General features: G+C 71.9%; 15 protein-coding genes. 5 read left to right on the top strand and 10 right to left on the bottom strand.

Annotation, left to right across the window (positions count from 1 at the left end):
* Positions 1 to 64: 64 nt before the first annotated feature.
* Positions 65 to 2,194: an ATP-binding protein gene (locus tag ACFU5F_RS27765; RefSeq protein WP_383892695.1), complete on the bottom strand. Its 2,130-nt coding sequence runs from the start codon at positions 2,192 to 2,194 to the stop codon at positions 65 to 67.
* A gap of 273 nt (positions 2,195 to 2,467) precedes the next feature.
* Between ACFU5F_RS27765 and gabT the strand changes: the two genes are divergently transcribed.
* Both gabT and ACFU5F_RS27755 read left to right on the top strand, forming a co-directional pair.
* On the top strand, positions 2,468 to 3,802 hold the full coding sequence (gabT, locus tag ACFU5F_RS27760) for a 4-aminobutyrate--2-oxoglutarate transaminase (protein WP_383892692.1): 1,335 nt from the start codon (positions 2,468 to 2,470) through the stop codon (positions 3,800 to 3,802).
* 413 nt (positions 3,803 to 4,215) lie between these two features.
* Positions 4,216 to 4,902 (top strand): phosphatase PAP2 family protein, encoded by a 687-nt coding sequence (locus tag ACFU5F_RS27755; RefSeq protein WP_383892689.1) that lies wholly within the window; start codon positions 4,216 to 4,218, stop codon positions 4,900 to 4,902.
* A 105-nt stretch (positions 4,903 to 5,007) separates the two neighbouring features.
* On the opposite strand, the gene ACFU5F_RS27750 is transcribed toward ACFU5F_RS27755, so the two are convergent.
* The 7 genes from ACFU5F_RS27750 to ACFU5F_RS27720 all read right to left on the bottom strand — a co-directional run bounded on the left by ACFU5F_RS27750 (position 5,008) and on the right by ACFU5F_RS27720 (position 12,860).
* Entirely contained in the window at positions 5,008 to 5,472 is a 465-nt protein-coding gene (locus ACFU5F_RS27750; protein WP_059082561.1) for a hypothetical protein, read from the bottom strand.
* A 202-nt stretch (positions 5,473 to 5,674) separates the two neighbouring features.
* Positions 5,675 to 7,093 (bottom strand): NAD(P)/FAD-dependent oxidoreductase, encoded by a 1,419-nt coding sequence (locus ACFU5F_RS27745; RefSeq protein ID WP_383892685.1) that lies wholly within the window; start codon positions 7,091 to 7,093, stop codon positions 5,675 to 5,677.
* Positions 7,094 to 7,128: 35 nt separating this feature from the next.
* Positions 7,129 to 7,929 (bottom strand): ABC transporter permease, encoded by an 801-nt coding sequence (locus tag ACFU5F_RS27740; protein WP_383892682.1) that lies wholly within the window; start codon positions 7,927 to 7,929, stop codon positions 7,129 to 7,131.
* Positions 7,930 to 8,859 (bottom strand): ABC transporter permease, encoded by a 930-nt coding sequence (locus tag ACFU5F_RS27735; protein ID WP_383892679.1) that lies wholly within the window; start codon positions 8,857 to 8,859, stop codon positions 7,930 to 7,932.
* Positions 8,859 to 10,025, bottom strand: coding sequence for an ABC transporter ATP-binding protein (locus ACFU5F_RS27730; protein ID WP_383892676.1), 1,167 nt, complete (start codon positions 10,023 to 10,025; stop codon positions 8,859 to 8,861). Before ACFU5F_RS27730 ends, ACFU5F_RS27735 begins: the two co-directional genes overlap by 1 nt.
* Positions 10,022 to 11,269: a PotD/PotF family extracellular solute-binding protein gene (locus ACFU5F_RS27725; protein ID WP_383892672.1), complete on the bottom strand. Its 1,248-nt coding sequence runs from the start codon at positions 11,267 to 11,269 to the stop codon at positions 10,022 to 10,024. The genes ACFU5F_RS27730 and ACFU5F_RS27725 overlap by 4 nt, the downstream gene beginning before the upstream one ends.
* Positions 11,270 to 11,324: 55 nt before the next feature.
* Positions 11,325 to 12,860, bottom strand: coding sequence for a gamma-aminobutyraldehyde dehydrogenase (locus tag ACFU5F_RS27720; RefSeq protein WP_383892669.1), 1,536 nt, complete (start codon positions 12,858 to 12,860; stop codon positions 11,325 to 11,327).
* Between the two features lie 182 nt (positions 12,861 to 13,042).
* Here ACFU5F_RS27720 and ACFU5F_RS27715 point away from each other — a divergent pair, with 182 nt between their 5' ends.
* A complete protein-coding gene (locus tag ACFU5F_RS27715; RefSeq protein ID WP_383892666.1) occupies positions 13,043 to 13,648 on the top strand; it encodes an NADAR family protein in 606 nt (201 codons plus the stop codon).
* 83 nt (positions 13,649 to 13,731) lie between these two features.
* Here ACFU5F_RS27715 and ACFU5F_RS27710 read toward each other — a convergent pair whose 3' ends face one another.
* Entirely contained in the window at positions 13,732 to 14,712 is a 981-nt protein-coding gene (locus tag ACFU5F_RS27710; RefSeq protein WP_383892663.1) for a DUF4190 domain-containing protein, read from the bottom strand.
* A gap of 206 nt (positions 14,713 to 14,918) precedes the next feature.
* Between ACFU5F_RS27710 and ACFU5F_RS27705 the strand changes: the two genes are divergently transcribed.
* Positions 14,919 to 16,013, top strand: a complete 1,095-nt coding sequence (locus ACFU5F_RS27705; protein ID WP_383892660.1) for an adenosine deaminase — start codon at positions 14,919 to 14,921, stop codon at positions 16,011 to 16,013.
* Between the two features lie 25 nt (positions 16,014 to 16,038).
* Positions 16,039 to 16,728: a glycerophosphodiester phosphodiesterase gene (locus tag ACFU5F_RS27700; RefSeq protein WP_383892657.1), complete on the top strand. Its 690-nt coding sequence runs from the start codon at positions 16,039 to 16,041 to the stop codon at positions 16,726 to 16,728.
* 24 nt (positions 16,729 to 16,752) lie between these two features.
* Here ACFU5F_RS27700 and ACFU5F_RS27695 read toward each other — a convergent pair whose 3' ends face one another.
* Positions 16,753 to 18,441, bottom strand: coding sequence for an RNA polymerase sigma factor (locus tag ACFU5F_RS27695; RefSeq protein WP_383892654.1), 1,689 nt, complete (start codon positions 18,439 to 18,441; stop codon positions 16,753 to 16,755).
* Positions 18,442 to 18,492 lie beyond the last annotated feature (51 nt).

Here is an 18,492-nt window from a genome sequence, read left to right as displayed (position 1 = left end):
TACGATCACAGGTCCCCCACACCGCACACCGAATGGCTCGAACCGAGCGGCCCCGGCCCGCCGCTCAGCCGCGCAGATCCACCAGCAGCGGGGGCGCGTGCTCGCCCCGCACGGTCGTCAGCGACAGCACCGCGTGGCCCGGGGGCACGCCGTGCGCGAGTTCGGAGGCGGACCAGCGCTCCCGTTCGACCTGGCGCACGGTCACGGCCCGCGCCGTGGGCGCGTGGCCGGTGATCATCCGACGCAGGGCGTGCCAGGCCTTTCCGGCCGGGGAGTCGGCGATGATCTGCCGGTCGGTGACGTCCCGCGCCTCGGTCCACTCCTTGCCCCAGACCTCGGCGAAGTCCTGCCCGTCCCACGGGGTGAGCCCGGACAGCGCCATCCGGCAGCCGGTGGCGCCGAGCAGCGGCCCGCGCAGCGGCCGGGGCACGTCGTCGAGGGTGCGCAGGGTGAGGACGGCGCCCGCGTTGGTCGAGCGCAGCCGCTGGATCCCGCGGACGGCCTCCGGCGTGACGACCCCGCTCGCGTCGTCCAGCACGAGGCAGGCGAACAGCGACCGGTCGTCCCGTACGGCGACGCTTGCCGTGAACTGTGCGAGCACCAGCCGCGCCAGGATGCGCGAGGCGTCGGCGTGGCCGCGTTCGGGGAGGTCGATACGGACCCGTACCGGGTGGTCGAGGGCGCGCAGGGAGAAGGGCCGGGACTGGCCGGAGGTGTCGAAGAACGTGGCGAAGGCGGGCCGGTCGAGGAGGGCGACCCGGTCGGCCAGGACCCCGCCGACGTCGCCGGGGTGCCCGAGCTGGCGCTCCCGCGCGTCCAGTTCCCGCAGCAGGGACTCCTGCCCGGCGTCCTGGAGGGCCCGGCGCAGCTCGCCCAGCGGGCCGGGAGAGCCGTCCAGGAGCTGGCGCAGCTGCGGCACCGACGGGAAGCGCCCGTGCACCGCCCGGTACGGGCCGAGCAGCTGGGCGAGGACGGTGGTGGAGCGGCGGCTGTCCCCGCCGGGGTGCGGGTCGGCCAGGTCGCCGACGAGCGCCTCCGCGAGGACGGCGGCGGCCTCGTCGGGGTCCGTGGTCCCGCCGTAGAGGTCGAGGTCGTAGACGGACTCCGGGTTCCCGATGCGTACGACGACGTCATACGCGTCGGCCGGGCCGAGGCCCGCCCCGGCCGCCCCCACGACCACCACCGCGGCCCGCCCCGCGAGCGCGTGCAGGCACAGCGACTCGGCGACGGGCCAGACCACGCTGCCGGTCTTGCCCGATCCGGCGGGTCCGACGGCCAGCAGGGACGTGCCCAGCAGATCGGGGCCGAGGGCGAGGCCCGTGCCCCGGTAGGCGTAGGGGTTGCGCGGGTCGTCGACGGTGCCGCCCAGGCGGACCTGGCCGGTGACCAGGTCGTGCCGGGCGAGCCGGCCGGGCAGGTCCCGCTCCCCCGAGGGGTGCAGACACGCCGCCGCGCCGTCCTTCAGCACCGCGCCGGTGAACGTCGCCATGCTGTGCCGCCCGCTGCGCACGCCCTGCCACGCCCGCATGATCCGCGCGTGGTCCACGTCCCGCATGAGCCCGGCCGCGGCCTCTCGCACCAGCCGCTCGGCGGCATCCCCGGCCCCGGCCTCGCGGAGCTGGTTCCACTGGGCGGGGTCGTCCTGGGGCGGCGGTACCACCTGCCGTGTCTGGGGTCGGCGCAGGCGCGGGGCGCCGTACCGGCGCCAGACCTCGCCCCAACGGCCGAGCCGCCCGACACCGACCAGGATCGCCAGGGCGACGACCGTGTACCAGACGTAGCTGATGACCACGGCGGAGTAGGAGTGGGCCGGCGCCCAGGAGTCCGGGATCATCGCGAAGAGCGGCACCAGCCACCAGCCGCCGAGGTAGCCGTTCCAGAGCAGGGACCAGATCAGCCAGCCGACCAGGAAGGCGATGAGGGCGCCGCCGAGCAGCTGCCGGGCGGGGACGGTCTCCGGTTCCTCCTCCGGCCGCGACTCGTGCCCGAACCGCCACACGCCGGGGGCCGCGTCGGGCCGCGGCGTGCGCAGCCAGGACAGGAAGGCGTTCCCGTCCGGCCTCGGCGGTGCCCCGGGAGACCCCGCGGGCCGGGGAGGCGGGGGAGGTGCGGCGGGCATCTCCGGCGACCCCGCCGGTCGGGGCACGGGGTTCGCGTGCGTCCCTCGCGCGTCCCGCCGTCCGTCGCTGTCCATCGCGCTTGCCCCCTGACCAGCCGTTCCGTCCACCATCAGCGAGCCAATCTAACGCCCTCGCAAGGGGAGTTCACCGCTTACGCGGCCGGACGGGCCGGGAAGCGGTCCGTCCGTGCCCCTCGGCCGCCGATTGGCCCCCGGCGGCGCGCCATGTCCATCAAGGACAAGCGGGGCCGTCAACAACGCCCACATGGAGCATGCCCAGTGTTCCTTCCCGGTCCTAGCCTGCGAGTAAAAGAAGACAAGCGTCCGCAAGAGCCCCAGGAGCCCCACATGAGCGCACTTCCCCAGGAGCGCCGCGTAGTCACCGCCATCCCCGGACCGAAGTCCCAGGAACTGCAGGCTCGTCGTGTCGCCGCCGTCGCGGCGGGCGTGGGGTCCGTGCTGCCCGTGTTCACCGCGCGCGCGGGCGGCGGCATCATCGAGGACGTCGACGGCAACCGGCTGATCGACTTCGGTTCGGGCATCGCCGTCACCAGCGTCGGCGCCAGCGCCGAGGCCGTCGTCCGCCGGGCCACCGCCCAGCTCCAGGACTTCACGCACACCTGTTTCATGGTCACCCCGTACGAGGGCTACGTCGCCGTCGCCGAGGCCCTCGCCGAGCTGACCCCGGGCGACCACGCCAAGAAGTCCGCGCTGTTCAACAGTGGCGCCGAGGCCGTCGAGAACGCGGTGAAGATCGCCCGGTCGTACACCAGGCGGCAGGCCGTGGTCGTGTTCGACCACGGCTACCACGGCCGCACCAACCTCACGATGGCGCTGACCGCGAAGAACATGCCGTACAAGCACGGCTTCGGCCCGTTCGCGCCCGAGGTGTACCGCGTGCCCGTCGCGTACGGCTACCGCTGGCCGACCGGCCCGGAGAACGCCGGCCCGGAGGCCGCCGCGCAGGCGATCGACCAGATCGCCAAGCAGGTCGGCGCGGAGAACGTGGCCGCGATCATCATCGAGCCGGTGCTCGGCGAGGGCGGCTTCATCGAGCCGGCCAAGGGCTTCCTGCCCGCGATCCGGAAGTTCGCCGCCGACAACGGCATCGTCTTCGTCGCCGACGAGATCCAGTCGGGCTTCTGCCGCACCGGCCAGTGGTTCGCCTGCGAGGACGAGGGCATCGTCCCGGACCTGATCACCACGGCCAAGGGCATCGCCGGCGGCCTGCCGCTGGCCGCCGTCACCGGCCGCGCGGAGATCATGGACGCGGCGCACGCGGGTGGCCTGGGCGGCACCTACGGCGGCAACCCCGTCGCCTGCGCGGGCGCCCTCGGCTCGATCGAGACGATGAGGGAGCTGGACCTCAACGCCCGGGCGAAGAGCATCGAGGCGACGATGAAGGCCCGCCTCACCGCCATGGCCGAGAAGTTCGACATCATCGGTGACATCCGCGGCCGCGGCGCGATGATCGCCATCGAGCTGGTCAAGGACCGTACGACGAAGGAGCCGAACCCGGAGGCGACCGCCGCGCTGGCGAAGGCCTGCCACCAGGAAGGTCTGCTCGTCCTGACCTGTGGCACCTACGGCAACGTCCTGCGCTTCCTGCCGCCGCTCGTCATCGGCGAGGACCTGCTGAACGAGGGCCTCGACATCATCGAGCAGGCGTTCACCGGCGTCTGACGCACGCCGTACGGTGCCGGGCGCCCCGTTCCCGGGGGCCCGGCACCGCTTCTTCTTGCGGGACACCCGCATACGGAATGTCCCACCCGCCTCCGACGTCCCACGCTCCCCGGAACCGGAATCCGGTCCCGGGGCCGGATGCCGATTCCGGTCCCTGTGGACAGGCGTCGGAGCGCGTGAAGAAGGTGTGCAAGGTGCATGAGGGGTCGCGGTTCCTGCTGTCCCGGCCGCGTTCCCTGCCGTAGGTTCTGATGCAGATGAGAGATACACCCCGCCCACAGGGGACTGTGGGTGACACCGGGTCGGGGCCTCCCCAGCTTCGCCTTGGTCGTGCCCTCGCGCACACACACGGAGCTTCCGGCTCCGGATCTCCTCACCGATCGGACGGCCGCCCGCCCCAAACCCCCCGGGGCGTGCGGCACGCCGATCCGGACGGCCGTCCTCGAACCACCCCCCCTGTTCGAGGACGGCCGACCAACCTCTTCGGCCGGCGCGCCGCCCTCCTCCTTCTCGGCGTCCCGGCCCTCCTCTTCGCGGTGATCACCTGGCAGGTCCTCGCGCACGGCCCGCTGGCCCGCGCGGACGAACGCCTCAGCGGCCTGCTCGTCCACCGGGGCGCGCCCACCCAGTTCCTCGCCGACCTCGGCAACGTCTCGGTCGCCGTCCCGGTCCTCGCCCTCATGCTGCTGTACGTCGCGTGGCGCGCGCGGGCCGACGGCCGGCGGTACGCGTGGCGGCCGTCCGCCGCGGCGGCGCTCCTCCTGGCCGCCGTGCCGCTCTGGGTGATCCCCCTGAAGGAGCTCATCTCCCGGCCGGGTCCGCCGGTCATGGGTCCGGGCACGGGTTTCTACCCCTCCGGCCACACCGCGACCGCCTCCGTCGCGTACGGCGCCGCCGTCGTGCTCCTGCTGCCCCTGCTGCGCGGCGCCCCCGCGCGCCGCGCGGTCGTGGTGCTCGCGGTCGTGCTGAACATCGGGGTGGGCTTCGGTCTGGTGCGCCAGGGATACCACTGGCCGCTCGACGTGGTGGCGAGCTGGTGCGTGTGCGTGCCGCTGCTGTTCTCCCTGTGGTTCCGGGTGGGCCGGGGGGCTCACGGGTGACGTCCGCGTCGGCCGCACGGGCGGCCGACGAGAGCGACGCCGCCGGGAAGGGCCGCCGTCACCACGTCCGGTCGGCCGGGGGACGGCCGCCGTCGGCTGTGGCACTCAGCTCCCCGGCTGCCGGTCCTCGTCCCTGGCCAGGCTCGCCGCCGCCTCGTGCATCGCCAGTTCGAGCAGTGCCGGATCGGTGAGGGTGCCGCTGCCGTCCGGCGGGATCAGCCAGCGGACCCCGCCGGTCTGCCGTCCCGGGTACGGCACCACGATCCAGGTGCCGCCGCCCGCACTGCGCACCCCGGTGCCGAGCCACCGCGACGCCGTGCCCGGCGGGACGAAGAAACCCATGCGGTCGTCGCCGAAGTCGGCGAGCACGGGTCCGGGCCGGTCGATGATGCGGGTCAGGACATCGAGGGTGGGATAGCCGAGCAGGCCCGGCAGGATCAGTACGTCCCAGGCCCTGCCCGCCGGAAGCAGGGCGACCCCCAGGGGGTTGCGCTCCCACTCCCAGCGGCAGGCCTCGGGATCCGGTGATACGGATGCCAGCCACTCGGCCGCCGTCTTGGCCCCAGTCATGACAGGGACCTTCCTCTCTCTAGAGCTCCGTCGGACGCGGTTTTCGCGTCAGGAGCACAGACAGAGGTTCCGGCCGGGCATTACGCAGGTTCCGGCCACTTCTTGGTGGTGAAGGGAGTAGCAAGGCCCAGCAGGGCGCACGCCTGTTGATCACCCGCGCGCCTTCACGCCCCGCCGAGCACCGGATTCCGGTCTCCGTGCCTCAGCTGTCGAAGCCCAGTCCCAGCCGGTCCATGGCCTTCAGCCACAGGTTGCGGCGCCCGGCGTGGGAGTCGGCGCGGGCCAGGGACCACTTGGTGAGGGCGATGCCGGTCCAGGCGAACGGCTCCGGCGGGAACGGCAGCGGCTTCCTGCGGACCATCTCCAGTTCGGTGCGCTCCGTGCGCTCGCCCGCGAGCAGGTCGAGCATGACGTCGGCGCCGAACCGGGTGGCGCCCACCCCCAGCCCCGTGTACCCGGCGGCGTAGGCGACTCTGCCCTGGTGGGCGGTGCCGAAGAACGCCGAGAAGCGGGAGCAGGTGTCGATCGCGCCGCCCCAGGCGTGGGTGAAGCGCAGGCCCTCCAGCTGCGGGAAGCAGGTGAAGAAGTGTCCGGCGAGTTTGGCGTACGTCTCCGGCCGGTCGTCGTACTCGGCGCGCACCCGGCCGCCGTAGGGGTACACCGCGTCGTAGCCGCCCCAGAGGATGCGGTTGTCGGCGCTGAGCCGGAAGTAGTGGAACTGGTTGGCCGAGTCCCCGAGCCCCTGCCGGTTCTTCCAGCCGATCGACGCCAGCTGCTCGGCGGTCAGCGGCTCCGTCATCAGGGCGTAGTCGTAGACCGGGACGGTGTACGCGCGGACGCGCCGGACCAGGCTGGGAAAGATGTTCGTGCCGAGTGCCACCTGCCGGGTACGGACCTGGCCGTAGGGGGTGCGGACGGCCATGCCGGCGCCGTACGCCTTGAGGTTCAGCGCGGGGGTGTGCTCGTAGACGCGGACGCCCAGGTTCAGGCACGCCCGCTTGAGGTTCCAGGCGAGCTTGGCCGGATGCAGCATGGCGACGCCCCGGCGGTCGTACAGGCCCGCCCGGAAGGTCGGTGAGGCGACCTGGTCGCGGACGGCGTCGGTGTCCAGGAACTCGACGCCGTCGGCGAGGCCCTTACCGGCGATCTCGTCGTACCAGTCGCGCAGTTCCCGGGCCTGGTAGGTCTCGGTGGCGACGTCGATCTCGCCGGTGCGTTCGAAGTCGCAGTCCAGGCCGTGGCGGGCGACCGCCGCCTCGATCTCGTCGAGGTTGCGGGCGCCCAGCTCCTCCAGCGTGTGGATCTCGTCCGGCCAGCGGGCGAGGCCGTTGGCCAGGCCGTGGGTGAGCGAGGCGGCGCAGAAGCCGCCGTTGCGGCCGGAGGCGGCCCAGCCCACCTCGCGGCCTTCCAGCAGGACCACGTCCCGCCCGGGGTCGCGCTCCTTGGCGTTCAGCGCGGTCCACAGCCCGCTGTAGCCACCGCCGACGACCAGCAGGTCGCAGGTCTCGGCGCCGGTGAGCGCGGGCTCGGGGTGGGGTTTGCCCGGGTCTTCGAGCCAGTACGGGACCGGCCGGGCTTCGGAGAGCGACTTCGTCCAACGGCTCATGGCGCTTGGGGCCATGATTTCAACTCCCTACGGAAGGTGCGCGGAAAGGCTCATGCCTTCTGCTTGTTGCGGCGATTGCCGATGATCATGGAGACCAGCACCAGCAGGACGGCGACCAGGAACATGGCCGTACCGATGACATTGATCTGGACGGGCGTTCCGCGCTGTGCCGAACCCCAGACGAACATGGGGAAGGTGACGGTCGAGCCCGCGTTGAAATTGGTGATGATGAAGTCGTCGAAGGAGAGCGCGAAGGCGAGCATCGCGCCCGCGGCGATTCCGGGGGCCGCGATCGGCAGGGTGACCCTGATGAAGGTCTGGAAGGGCCCGGCGTAGAGGTCCTGGGCGGCCTGCTCCAGGCGCGGGTCCATCGACATCACGCGCGCCTTGACCGCCGTGACGACGAAGCTCAGGCAGAACATGATGTGTGCGATGAGGACGGTCCAGAAGCCCAGCTGGGCGCCCATGTTGAGGAACAGGGTGAGCAGCGAGGCCGCCATGACGACCTCGGGCATCGCCATCGGCAGGAAGATCAGCGAGTTGACGGCACCGCGGGCCCGGAAGCGGTAGCGGACCAGCGCGAAGGCGATCATCGTGCCGAGGACGGTCGCGCCGATCGTCGCCCAGAACGCGATCTGCAGGCTGAGGGAGAGCGAGCCGCACATGTCGGCGACCCCGCAGGGGTCCTGCCAGGCGTCCGTGGAGAACTGCTGCCACTGGTAGTTGAAGCGGCCCTTCGGCTTGTTGAAGGAGAACACCGTGACGACGACGTTCGGCAGCAGCAGATATCCGAGCGTGAGCAGTCCCGCGATGACCACGAGATGGCGCTTGAGCCAGTTGACGAAGGCCATTTAAACCAGATCCTCCGTCCCGGACCGGCGGATGTAGAGCGTGACCATGAAGAGGATCGCGGCCATCAGGATGAAGGAGAGGGCCGCGGCCGTCGGATAGTCCAGGATGCGCAGGAACTGCGACTGGATCACGTTTCCGACCATGCGCGTGTCCGTGGATCCGAGCAGGTCCGCGTTGACGTAGTCACCGGCCGCCGGGATGAACGTCAGCAGCGTGCCGGAGACCACGCCCGGCATCGACAGCGGGAAGGTCACCTTGCGGAAGGTGGTGACCGGCCTGGCGTACAGGTCGCCCGCGGCCTCGTGCAGCCGTCCGTCGATGCGCTCCAGGGAGGTGTAGAGCGGCAGGATCATGAACGGCAGGAAGTTGTAGGTCAGACCGCAGACCACCGCGAGCGGCGTGGCCAGCACCCGGTCGCCGGCCGTCCAGCCGAGCCAGTTGGTGACGTCCAGGACGTGCAGGGTGTTGAGGGCACCGACGACCGGGCCGCTGTCCGCGAGGATCGTCTTCCAGGCGAGGGTGCGGATCAGGAAGCTGGTGAAGAAGGGCGCGATCACCAGGATCATGATCAGGTTCCGCCAGCGTCCCGCGCGGAACGCGATGAGGTACGCGAGCGGGTAGCCGAGGATCAGGCACAGGATCGTGGCGGCACCGGCGTACAGGATCGAGCGCAGGAACTGCGGCCAGTACTCGGACAGCGCGTCCCAGTAGGTGGCGAAGTGCCAGGTGACCTTGTAGCCCTCCTCCAGGGAGCCCGTCTGCACGGACGTGGAGGCCTGGTAGATCATCGGCAGCGCGAAGAAGACGACCAGCCAGAGGATGCCGGGGAGCAGCAGCCAGTACGGCGTGAAGCGGCCTCTCCTGCGGGGCGGCTTCTTCTCCGGCGCGGTCGGGGTCAGAGGCGGCGGCGCCTCGGTGAGCGTCGCCATCAGAGAGCCGCCTCTTCCTGGATGCCCGCGTCGATGTCCTGGGCGGCGTCCAGACCGAAGGTGTGCGCCGGGTTCCAGTGCAGGACGACCTCGGCACCGGGCACCAGCCGGGCGTCCCGGTCGATGTTCTGAGCGTAGACCTCGAACTCGGGGCAGACGGGGCTGTCGATGACGTACTGCGTGGAGACGCCGATGAAGCTCGAGTCCGCGATCCTCCCCGTGATGCGGTTGCGGCCCTCGGGGATCTCCCCGGCCTCGTCGGCGTGGGCGAGGGTGATCTTCTCGGGGCGGACGCCGACCAGCACCCTGCCGCCGGTCGCGGTCGGCCCGGAGTAGCGCGCCTCGGGCAGCACCAGCTTGCCGCCGCCCGCCTTGAGCACGATCTCGCCGCCGCTGCGGGAGTCGACCTCGGCCTCGATGAGGTTGGAGGTGCCGAGGAAGTTGGCGACGAAGGTGGTCTGCGGGTTCTCGTACAGGTCCGCCGGCGAGCCGAGCTGCTCGACCCTGCCGCCGTTCATCACGGCGACCGTGTCGGCCATGGTCATGGCCTCCTCCTGGTCGTGCGTGACGTGCACGAAGGTGATGCCCACCTCGGTCTGGATGCGCTTGAGCTCCAGCTGCATCTGACGGCGCAGTTTGAGGTCGAGGGCGCCGAGCGGCTCGTCCAGGAGCAGCACCTTGGGCGTGTTGATCAGCGCGCGGGCGACGGCGACGCGCTGCTGCTGGCCGCCGGAGAGCTGGTGCGGCTTCTTGCGCGCCTGCTCCCCCAGCTGCACGAGCTCCAGCATGTCCTCGACCTGCTTCTTCACCGACTTGATGCCACGCCGGCGCAGGCCGAAGGCGACGTTCTCGAAGATGTCGAGGTGCGGGAAGAGGGCGTACGACTGGAAGACGGTGTTCACCGGCCGCTTGTAGGGCGGCAGCCGGGTGACCTCCTGGTCGCCGAGGTGCACGGTGCCCGTGGTGGGCTCCTCCAGTCCGGCGATCATGCGCAGGGTGGTCGTCTTGCCGCAGCCGGAGGCTCCGAGCAGGGCGAAGAAGGAGCCCTGGGGCACGGTGAGGTCCAGCGGGTGCACGGCGGTGAAGCCGTTGTCGTACGTCTTGCTGATGCCGGAGAGGCGGACGTCTCCGCTGTGGTCGGTGGTCTTGTTCGTCACGGTGGTCACGCCCCAGTCAGCTTCGCGAACTTCTGTTCAAATTCCGTCTCTTCCTTCGAGCTCAGCGAGCGGAAGGCGTGCGACTTCGCGGCCATGGCCTTGTCGGGGATGATCAACGGGTTGTTCGCCGCATCCGGGTCGAGCTTCTCCAGCTCGGCCTTCACTCCGTCGACCGGAGTCACGTAGTTGATGTACGCGGCGAGCTCGGCAGCGGGTTTGGGCTGGTAATAGAAGTCGATCAAGCGCTCGGCGTTCGTCTTGTGACGGGCCTTGTTGGGGATCAGCATGTTGTCGGTCGACGTCATGTATCCGCTCTCGGGGATGATGAAGTCGATGTCCGGGCTGTCCGCCTTCAGCTGGACGACGTCACCGGCCCAGGCGACACAGGCCGCGAAGTCGCCGCTGGTCAGGTCGGAGGTGTAGTCGTTGCCGGTGAAGCGGCGGATCTGCCCCCTGTCGACGGCCTTCTGGAGCCGCGCGATCGCCGCGTCGTAGTCGTCGGCCGTGAAGTTCGCCGGGTCCTTGCCCATGTCGAGCAGGGTCATGCCGACGCTGTCGCGCATCTCCGACAGGAAGCCGACCCGGCCCTTGAGCCTGTCGTTGTCGAGCAGGTCGGAGATCGACCTCACCTCCTGACCGTCCAGGGCCTTCTTGTTGTAGGCGATGACGGTCGAGATGCCCTGCCACACGTAGGAGTAGGCCCGCCCCGGGTCCCAGTCGGGGTCACGGAACTGCGCGGACAGGTTGGCGTAGGCGTGCGGCAGGTTGGCGGCGTCCAGTTTCTGGACCCATCCGAGGCGGATGAGCCGCGCGGCGAGCCAGTCGGTGAGCACGATGATGTCGCGCCCGGCGTCCTGGCCCGCCGCGAGCTGCGGCTTGATCTTCCCGAAGAACTCGACGTTGTCGTTGATGTCCTCGGTGTACTTGACCGAGATGCCGGTCTGCTTCTTGAACTGGTCGAGCGTGGGGTGGTGCTTCTCGCTGTCGTCCACATCGATGTACTCGGTCCAGTTGGAGAAGTTGACGGTCTTCTCCTTCGCCGAGTGGTCCTCCGCGGAGACGCCGCCCCGGGTGCTGCCGGCCGCGGGGATACCGCAGGCGCTCAGCGCCCCGAGGCCGCCGACCGCGAGCGCGCCGCCCGCGGAGGCGCGCAGCAGGGACCGCCGGGTCATGGCGGCCCGGCCGCTGCGGAAGCTGCGCCGCATGGCGGCCACTTGGGCCGGCGACAGGCGGTCGGGCTCGTACTGCTCCATGCGCTGATGCCCTTTCGGGAAGTGGACGGCCGCGGGTCGGGCGGCCTGAGATCGGCTAGCGGTCCCCGAAGATCGTGCGGTGCCAGTCCTTCCTGGCGATCGCCGTATTGTCGAACATGACGTGCTTGATCTGGGTGTACTCCTCGAACGAGTACGCGGACATGTCCTTGCCGAAGCCGGATGCCTTGTAGCCGCCGTGCGGCATCTCGCTGATGATCGGGATGTGGTCGTTGACCCACACGCACCCGGCCCGGATCTCCCGTGTCGCACGGCCCGCCCGGTACACGTCCCGGCTCCAGGCGGAGGCGGCGAGCCCGTACGGGGTGTCGTTCGCGAGCCGGATGCCCTCGTCGTCGCTGTCGAAGGGCAGGACCACGAGCACCGGCCCGAAGATCTCCGACTGGACGATCTCGCTGTCCTGGGCCGCGTCCACCACGAGCGTGGGCCGGTAGTAGGCGCCGCTCTCCAGCTCTCCCCCGGGCGCCTCACCACCGGTGACCACGCGCGCGTACGCGCGTGCCCGCTCGACGAAGGCGGCGACCCGGTCACGCTGGACGTGCGAGATCAGCGGCCCGAGATCGGTGCCCGGGGCGAAGGGGTCACCGAGCCGGACGCTCTCCATCAGGGCGGCCGTCCGCGCGACGAACTCCTCGTACAGGGGTCGCTGCACGTACGCGCGCGTGGCGGCCGTGCAGTCCTGGCCGGTGTTGATGAGGGCGCCGGCGACCGCGCCGTTGGCGGCGGCCTCCAGGTCGGCGTCGTCGAAGACCACGAACGGGGCCTTGCCACCCAGCTCCAGATGGAGGCGCTTGACGGTGGCCGTGGCGATCTCGGCCACGCGCTTGCCGACGGCCGTGGACCCGGTGAAGGAGGTCATGACCACGTCGGGATGGCCGACGAGGTGCTCACCGGCCTCCTGGCCGGTCCCGCTGACGATGTTGATCACGCCGTCGGGGATGCCGGCGTCCGTGGCCGCCTGCGCGAACAGCAGTGAGGTGAGCGGGGTCGTCTCGGCGGGCTTGAGGACGATCGTGTTGCCCGCCGCGATCGCCGGGAGGATCTTCCAGGCCGCCATCTGGAGGGGGTAGTTCCACGGCGCGACGGAACCCACCACCCCGATCGGCTCACGGCGTACGTAGGAGGTGTGGTCGCCCGAGTACTCGCCGGCCGACTGGCCCTGGAGGTGCCGGGCGGCGCCCGCGAAGAACGCGATGTTGTCGATGGTGCCGGGCACGTCGAACTCGCGCGTCAGCTTGAGCGGCTTCCCGCACTGCAGCGACTCGGCCCGCGCGAACTCCTCCGCCCGGTCGGCCACCACCGCGGCGAAGCGGTGCAGCGCGTCCGACCGCTCGCCGGGTGTCATGGCGGCCCAGCCCGGAAAGGCGGCACGGGCGGCGGCCACGGCCGCGTCCACGTCCTGGGTGCCTGCCGGCTCGTAGGTGAGGACCTCGTCGCCGGTCGCGGGGTCGACGACCGCCTGGGTGCGGCCCGATGTGCCCTTCGTCGGGCGGCCGGCGACGTACTGCGCGCCGACCGCGAAGCGGTCCTGTGCGGGGAACCGGTCCGGGGTCACGGTGCCCGGTTTCTGCATGTCGCTCTCCTCCGCCTGTGCCCCCTCTGTCCTCGGGGGTGGGTGGCGTAGCTCCAGCTCGATTTGAGTGCCGATCCTGACAGAGCCATGCGGCACCAACAAGTGATTCCGTTGTTGCCTTTTGGTTACGCGACGGAATCTGTCGACCAGGTGTCGAGTCGGCACGGAAAATCAAGGACGGAATGTCCGTGGTGGCTGACAGACTCGCCGACATGGAGAAGATCGATTCCTGGGGCACGCTGACGGAGGCGGTCCGCGCGGGGGCGAAGGTCAGGTACCTGCACTTCTGGGGGCACCGGCCACAGGCCGACGGGCGGATCGGCGCGAGCTGTCTGAGTCAGTGGTGGCCGTCGCCTTTCACGGTGGACGGCGTGGAGTACGCGACGGCCGAGCACTGGATGATGGCGTCGAAGGCCCGGCTGTTCGGGGACGCCGAGGCGGAGCGCAGGGCCGTGGCCGCGGCGGGCCCCGCTCAGGCCAAGAAGATCGGCCGGCTCGTCCGCGGCTTCGACGAGGCGCTGTGGGAGCGGGAGCGCTTCGCGATCGTCGCCGAGGGCAGCTTCCACAAGTTCGCCGCCCACTCCGACCTGCGCGCGTTCCTGATCGGCACGGGCCGGCGCGTCCTCGTCGAGGCGAGTCCCCTCGACCGCGTCTGGGGCATCGGCCTCGCGGCGGACGACGAGCGCGCCATGGACCCCGCGCGGTGGCGGGGCCCCAATCTGCTGGGCTTCGCACTGATGGCGGCCCGCGAGCGGTTGCTGAGCGGGGTCGACGCCCCAGACGCCTGAGCGGGGTCGACGCCCAGACGCCCCGAGCGGCCCTCCCACCCCGCGCCCGGTGGGCGAGGGGTGGGGGCGCGTGACGGTCGTGCCTAGGGGGCGCGGTGCGAAGCCCGGCCGGCCGCGGAGGGGATGCCGTGGGATCCGGCCGGCCGCGACAGCGAGAGCGAGGTGGAGTAACCGTCGTCGATCGGGGCGGGGTCGGAGTCGGAGTCGGAGTCGCCGCTGCCCGGGACCACGACGAGAAGGACGATGAAGCCGATGCCGAGCACGATGCCGACCGCTCCGCAGATGATCCCGGCCAGGGCGTGCCCGGGGTTCGTCGCCTCGCCCCGGCGGGCCTTGACCCGGCCGATGGATCCGAAGATCACGGCCATGACCCCGAGCAGGATCGCCAGCGGCCACAGACAGAACAGCGCGGCGGCACAGATACCGAGCACCATCGCCGCGATCCCCATCCCGTTGCTCGGCGGCGGCGCCGTCGCGAACCAGGGATATCCGGCGCCGGGAGCGGGGTGGCCGAATCCGGGGTGGGTGTGACCGCCCGGGTAGGCCGCCGGGTACTGCGCAAAGCCGTACGGGACCTGCCCGGGCCCGTCCGGGCTGAGCGGCGGGGGCGGCACGGGGGCGTGGGGCACGCCCGCCGCGGGCGTCGGGTAGGACACCTGGGGTGCGGGCGGGGCGAACGGGTCGGGGGACGGGGCGGCGGGCACGCCGGGCCACGGGCCGCCCGGTGGCGCGAACGGGCCGGGACCGGCCCAGGGCGTCGGCCCGCCGGCACCGGCCGGCGCCGGGCCGCACGGTTCCGCACCGGGCACGGACGCGACCGTCGTCCCGTCGTGCACCGGGGCGGGAGAGGGCAGGGGCCCCGGCGCCGGCGCGGCCGGCTTGTCCAGGGCGACCTTGGCCGCCGGCCGCGCGTCCTCGGCCGGCGGCGGTGCCGGTGTCCGGTCCTGTGTCGGGTTCGGGATCCGGTCCTGCGGCGGGGCCGGAGCAGGGTCCGGTGGAGGTGCCCACGGGTCCGGCCGGGCGTCGGCCGGTGTCGTCGGGATCGGTGCCTCGTCGGACGGCATGAGCGGTTCCCCCTGGTGTCACGTTCGTGCCGATCCGCGCCGCCTTCTCCCTGGTACGCGATCGGCTGTACGTTCGGTCATGCTAAAGCCCGGGGTCAGCGCGGGGAATCGCCGCCTACGATGATCCCGAGTCATCGATCAGCCGATCACCCGCGTCCCCCGGCGCAGACCACGGTCCGGGGCGGACGCCGTTCCGGGGAGGAACCTTGACCGACCACCGCACCGCCCAGGGCGTGCCCGTGACCCCCGCCGTTCCCGCTGCTTCCGGCGGCCGCGACCTGCCCGCGTTCATCGCCGGTCTGCCCAAGGCCGAACTGCACGTGCACCACGTCGGCTCCGCCTCCCCCCGTATCGTCTCGGAACTGGCCGCCCGCCACCCCGACTCCAAGGTGCCGACGGACCTCGAGGCGCTCGCGGACTACTTCACGTTCACGGACTTCGCGCACTTCGTCCAGGTGTACCTGTCCGTCGTCGACCTCATCCGCACCCCGGAGGACGTCCGGCTGCTGACGTTCGAGGTGGCGCGGGACCTCGCCCGGCAGCAGGTCCGGTACGCCGAGCTGACCATCACACCGTTCTCCTCCACCCGGCGCGGGATCGACGAGCTGGCCTTCATGGCGGCGATCGAGGACGCGCGCAAGGCGGCGGAGGCGGAGTTCGGGACCGTACTGCGGTGGTGCTTCGACATCCCCGGCGAGGCCGGGCTCGAAGCCGCCGAGGAGACGGCACGGCTCGCGACCGAGGACCGGGTGCGCCCCGAGGGGCTGGTGTCGTTCGGACTCGGCGGGCCCGAGATCGGCGTACCGCGACCTCAGTTCAAGCCGTACTTCGACCGGGCGATCGCGGCCGGGCTGCACTCCGTGCCGCACGCCGGTGAGACGACCGGCCCCGAGACCATCTGGGACGCGCTGACCGAGCTCCGCGCGGAGCGCATCGGGCACGGCACCAGCGCGGCGGGCGATCCGAAGCTGCTCGCCCACCTCGCCGAGCGCGGCATCGCCCTGGAGGTCTGCCCGACCTCGAACATCGCCACGCGCGCGGTCCGCACCCTCGACGAACACCCCGTCAGGGAATTCGTCCGGGCCGGGGTGCGCGTCACCATCAACTCCGACGACCCGCCGATGTTCGGCACCGACCTCAACACCGAGTACGCGGTCGCCGCGCGCCTGCTGGACCTCGACGAGCGGGGGCTGGCCGCGCTCGCGAGGGACGCCGTGGAGGCGTCCTTCCTGGACGCGCCCGGCAAGGCCCGGCTGTCCGCCGAGATCGACACCTACACCTCGGCCTGGCTGACCCCCTGACCCGATCGGGACCACCATCACCCCCATGCGCACCGTCACCGCCGTCGCCCATCGCGGCGCCCCCTACCGCCACCGCGAGAACACGCTCGACTCCCTGCGAGCCGGGCTCGAACTGGGCGCGGACGCCGTCGAGTTCGACGTCCGCACGACCCGCGACGGTGTGCCCGTCCTGCTCCACGACGCCACACTGAACCGGCTGTGGGAGGTGGACCGGCCGCTGTCCGCGCTCTCCGCCGCGGAGCTGAGCGGGCTGACGGCCGGCGGGGTACCGACGCTGGCCGACGCGCTGCTCGCCACCGGGGACAGCCGGGTGCTGGTGGACCTGCCGGGCGCGGTGAACCGGCGGTCGGTGCGGCGGGTCCTCGACGTCGTACGGGAGTACGACGCCGAGGACCGGGTCTACTACAGCGCCGACCCGCCCACCCTGCTGGCCCTCCGCGCCGCCGCCCCCGCCGCCGAGCTGGCCCTCACCTGGAAGACCCTCGCCCCACCCCGCCCCGCGCTGCTCGCCGCGATCCGCCCCCGCTGGCTCAACTACCGCTTCGGCCTCGTCACGGGTCCCCTGGTGGACCGCGTCCACCGGGACGGCTATCTGCTGTCGGTCTGGACCCCGGACACTCGGCGTTCCATGCGCCGCCTGATGGACCTGGGCGTCGACTCGATCACCACCAACAGGGTCGACGCGCTGTGCGCGCTGAGGCCGCCCCGGCACTGAGCCGGCGTCGGTGGCCTCGGTCCCCTACACCCGCGACCGCTGCGGCACCTTCGCCGCGTCCTGCGGCTCCTCCCTGGTCACGTACTGCGGTACGGGGGCCGAGTCCTCGCCGGTGTCGCGGACGAGGCCGTAGCGGAGGGCTCCGCTGTCGGGGCCGTGGGTGATGTCCTCGGTGACGGCGGCCCAGGTGGAGGGGGCGACGGTGATGCCGTAGTCGGCGCCGCGTTCGTTCTGGGTGAGGGTGACGGTGCCGTCGAGGTGGAAGTACTCGTTCTGCCACATCTGCTGGGTGCCGTCGGGGAGGACGGTGTAGCCGGTGGCGGGTCCGCCCATGCCGGAGGTCTCGCCGTCGGCGGAGGTCGGGTCGTCCATCCGTCGGCCGCCGCCCGAGGCGACGTGGAAAAGCTTGCCCTTCAGGCCGGTCCAGGACGGCATGACGAGGCCGCCCGGCCGGTACTGGGGCGAGATCTGCCAGCGGACCAGGAGGTAGCCCTCGCCCGTGAAGGTGACGCGGTCGCCGCGGTGGTTCATCACGGTCCGCGGGCCGCCGCTGCCGGTGAGGCCGGATTCGGGTCTGCGGGGCAGGGCGGCGGGCGGGGTGTCCGGGTCCGGCGCCCGGTCCACCGCGTCGACGACGGTGCCGTACAGGCCGGGTTTTGGGGACGTGGACGGGGAGACGGAGGGGGACGGGGTCGGGGAGGGCGACCGTGACGCGGTGGGCGCGGGGGTCTTCGGTGCGGCGACCACCGGCGCGCGGGCCGTGCTCAGGGCGGTCGGCGCGGCCGGCGGGATCCGGTCGCCCGGTGGCTGTGTGACGACGTACGCGCCCCCGGCGACGATCGTCGCGCCCGCCGTCACCGCGAGGGCGGGCTTGGTGAGGACGCCGAGCACCTTGGCGGACCAGCCCACCGAGGCGGTGGCGGCGGTGGCGGCCGCGGCGGTCTTGCCGCCGAACGCCAGCGACAGGGTGAAGCCCACGGGGACGGGCACCAGGGCGAGGCCGACGAGGAGGCGTTCGGCGGGGACGACGCTCTCGCCGGGGCCGCCGTCGCACCGGGCGCAGCCGCGGATGTGCCGGGCGATGCGCTTGCGCCACACCGAGTCGGGCCGCCCGCTCCAGCGGGCGGTGACCCGGCGCAGGTCGGAGCAGGAGGAGTCGAGGGCGCGGACGATGCCGCGCGCGGTCTCCAGGCGGGCCTTCATCCGCTGCACACGTACGGCGGCGTGCTGTCTGCTGATGCCGACGGCGGCGGCGAGTTCGCGCCGGGTGAGGTCGCCGGCGACCTCCAGCCACCACAGCGACAGCAGTTGGCGGTCCTCGTCGTCCAGCCAGCGGACCGCCTCCGCGACCTCCTTGCGCTGGCCCTCCAACTGCAGCCGCAGCACGGTCAGTCCGGCGAAGTCGGCGGCGGCGTGGGCGTCGGGGTCGTCGAGCCGGTCGGTGGTGCGCCGGCGTGCGTGGTCCCGTATCTGCCGCATCGCGATCGCGACCAGCCAGGAGCGGAAGCTGTCCGGATCGCGCAGGCTGCCGAGGTTGTCGACCGCGCGCAGCATGGTCTCCTGCACGACGTCGTCGACGTCCGTGTGACCGTTCAGGGCCCGGCCGACGATGTTGTAGACGAGCGGCAGCCAGCCCGCGACCAGCTCGTCGAGGGCACGCCGGTCCCCCGCCTGCGCCGCTGCGATGGTGGAACGCCACTGCCGCCCGTCCACGTACGTTCCTTCCGGTCCCGTCGGCCTCGCCCCGTTCACGCGGCCGCGGTC

Source organism: Streptomyces sp. NPDC057438, assembly GCF_042802995.1.
Lineage (GTDB): Bacteria > Actinomycetota > Actinomycetes > Streptomycetales > Streptomycetaceae > Streptomyces.
Note: the sequence above shows the minus strand (reverse complement) of the source record. Positions and strands in the feature narration are given on the sequence as shown.